Raw genomic sequence first — 3,128 nt, 5'->3', positions numbered from 1 at the left:
AGCCCGGCGGGCCCCCGAACCTGCCTCACGTGCCCCTCGCGTGGGCGGTCCGCACCGGCCCGAGAGCCACCCGCGCGACCCCAGATCACGGGCACACCACGCACGCCAGCGGGCCGACGAACCTGCCTCACGTGCCCCTCGCGTGGGCGGTCCGCACCGGCCCGTGGGCCACCGCCCGCGACCCAAGATCACGGGCACACCACGCACGCCGGCGGGCCCTCAAACCTGCCTCACGTGCCCCTCGCTGGGTGGGCCGGACCGGTCGAGAGCCTCCCGCTCATTCCCCAAGATCACGGGCACACCTCGCAGCCCGGCGGGCCTCCGAACCTGCCTCACGTGCCCCTCGCGCACGCAGGCCGAATCGGCCCGAGGGCCACCCGCCCACACACCCGGGCCCCCCAAGATCACGGGCACACCACGCACGCCGGCGGGCCCCCGAACCTGCCTCACGTGCCCCTGGTGGGCCTGAGGCCGACCAACCGACCGACCGACCGACCGACCGACTACAGCGTCGCGAGTGCCGCGAGCAGGTCGTCGACGAGGTCGTCGCCGTCCTCGATCCCCACCGAGAGGCGCACCAGGTCCGCGGAGACCTCCAGGGGCGAGCCGACCGTCGACGCGTGCGTCATCGCGCCCGGATGCTCGATGAGCGACTCCACCCCGCCCAGGGACTCGGCGAGGGTGAACACCCGCGTCGCCGCGCACAGGGCCCGGGCGGCCTCCTCGCCTCCGGCCAGCCGGATCGACACCATGCCCCCAAAGCGGCGCATCTGCTTCGCGGCCGTCTCGTGGTGGGGGTGGGAGGCGAGGCCCGGGTAGAGCACCGACGAGACGGCAGCGTGCGCCTCGAGGGCCTCCACCACCCGCTCCGCGTTGTCGCAGTGGCGCTCCATCCGCAGCGCCAGGGTCTTGATCCCGCGGGTGGTGAGGAAGCAGTCGAACGGGCCGGGCACCGCGCCCATGCCGTTCTGCAGCCGCGCGAGGTCGGCGGCGAGGTCGTCGTCCGAGGTCACCAGCGCGCCCCCGACGACGTCGGAGTGCCCGCCCAGGTACTTCGTCGTGGAGTGCACGACGACGCTCGCGCCGAGCGCGAGGGGCTGCTGCAGGTAGGGCGAGGCGAAGGTGTTGTCGACGACGAGGCGCAGGCCGTGCTCCCCGGCGATCCCCGCCAGCGCGGCGACGTCCGCGATGGAGAGCAGCGGGTTGGTCGGGGTCTCGCACCAGAGCAGCTTCGTCTCGGGGAGGATCGCCGCCCGGACCGCGTCGAGGTCGGCCAGGTCGACCGCGGAGTAGCGCACGCCCCAGTCGGCCAGCACCGTGGAGACCAACCGGAACGTGCCCCCGTAGGCGTCGATCGGGATGACCAGGTGGTCACCCGGGCGCAGGGTCGCGCGCAGCAGCGTGTCCTCGGCGGCCATGCCGGAGGCGTAGGCGCGGCAGTGCCGGCCGCCCTCGAGCGCGGCGAGCTGGGCCTCCAGCGCGGCGCGCGTGGGGTTGCCGGTGCGGGCGTACTCGTAGCCCGAGCGCAGGCCGCCGACGCCGTCCTGCGCGAACGTCGAGGTCGCGTGCACCGGGACCACGACCGACCCGTAGGTCGGGTCCGGGTCCTGGCCGGCGTGGATGGCGCGCGTGGCGAAGCCGTGGTCACTCACGTGTCCAGTTTCCACGACGACGCGGGGCGGGGTGCGGCGGGACGTGGCTCGCCCACGGGTGAACGGCGCCGTGCTGACGTCGGACGCCAGGAACGTGCCGTTGCTGCCGTGCGGAGGCGGCCAGCACCTACGGGTGAACGGCGCCGTCCTGACGTCGGACGCCAGGAATGTGCCGTTGCTGCCGTGAAGGCCGGGGTGGGCCGGACCTCGCCTCAGCGGCCGGCGAGGAACGCGAGCACGTCCGCCCGCGAGACGATGCCCGCGGGACGCCCGTCGGAGATCACGAGCAGCCCGTCCCCGCCCTGCAGCGCGGTCATGCCCTGGGAGAGCGGCTCGGTGATCCCGACCGTCGGCAGCGGCGGCGCAAGGTGGTCCTCGACGCGGTCGGTCAGCGAGGCCTTGCCGGTGAACAGCCGGTCGAGCAGGTCCCGCTCGGTGACCGCGCCCCGGACCTCGGCCATCATCACCGGCGGCTCGGCCTTGACGATCGGCATCTGCGAGACGCCGAACTCGCGCATGATCGACACGATGTCCGACACCGTCTCGTTCGGGTGCCCGTGCACCAGGTCGGGGATCGAGCCGTCCTTGCCCCGGAGCACGTCGCCGATCGTGTACTCGGCCGTGTCGGCCTGCAGGAAGCCGTAGGACTGCATCCACTGGTCGTTGAACACCGTCGACAGGTAGCCGCGGCCGCCGTCGGGCAGCAGGACGACCACGACGTCGTCGGGACCCAGCTCGGCCGCGACCCGCGCGGCCGCCTCCACCGCCATCCCGCAGGACCCGCCGACGAGCAGGGCCTCCTCGCGGCCCAGCCGCCGCGTCATGAGGAAGGAGTCGGCGTCGGAGACGGCGACGATGCGGTCGGCGATCGAGCGGTCGTACGTCGCGGGCCAGAAGTCCTCGCCGACGCCCTCGACGAGGTACGGCCGGCCGTCGCCGCCCGAGTACACCGAGCCCAGTGGGTCGGCGCCGACGACCTGCACCCGCCCGTCGGAGACGTCCTTGAGGTAGCGCCCGGTCCCCGAGATGGTGCCGCCGGTGCCGACGCCCGCGACGAAGTGCGTGATCCGGCCGTCGGTCTGCTCCCAGATCTCCGGGCCGGTCGACTCGACGTGCGAGGCGGGGTTGTTCGGGTTCGCGTACTGGTTGGGCTTCCAGCCGCCCTCGGTCTCGCGGGCCAGCCGGTCGGACACCGAGTAGTAGGACTCGGGATGGTCCGGCTCGACCGCGGCGGGGCACACGACGACCTCGGCCCCGTACGCACGCAGGGCGTCCTGCTTGGCCACGCTGACCTTGTCCGGGCACACGAAGATGCAGTGGTAGCCGCGCTGCTGCGCCACGATCGCGAGCCCGATGCCGGTGTTGCCCGAGGTCGGCTCGACGATCGTGCCGCCGGGCTTCAGCTCCCCGGACTCCTCCGCGGCGGTCACCATCTTCTCGGCGATGCGGTCCTTCACGCTGCCGCCGGGGTTGAAG

At 73.5% G+C, this 3,128-nt stretch carries 2 protein-coding genes; both read right to left on the bottom strand.

The window, feature by feature from the left end:
- Positions 1-503 precede the first annotated feature (503 nt).
- Entirely contained in the window at positions 504-1,652 is a 1,149-nt protein-coding gene (locus tag AC0CYZ_RS00510) for a cystathionine gamma-synthase (RefSeq protein WP_472210969.1), read from the bottom strand.
- 212 nt (positions 1,653-1,864) lie between these two features.
- Positions 1,865-3,128, bottom strand: a 1,264-nt coding sequence (locus AC0CYZ_RS00505; RefSeq protein WP_472210966.1) for a cystathionine beta-synthase, incomplete at its 5' end; no start/stop codon positions are given.

This window comes from Actinomycetospora sp., from assembly GCF_055612215.1.
This window is presented reverse-complemented; position numbering and strand designations above follow the sequence as displayed.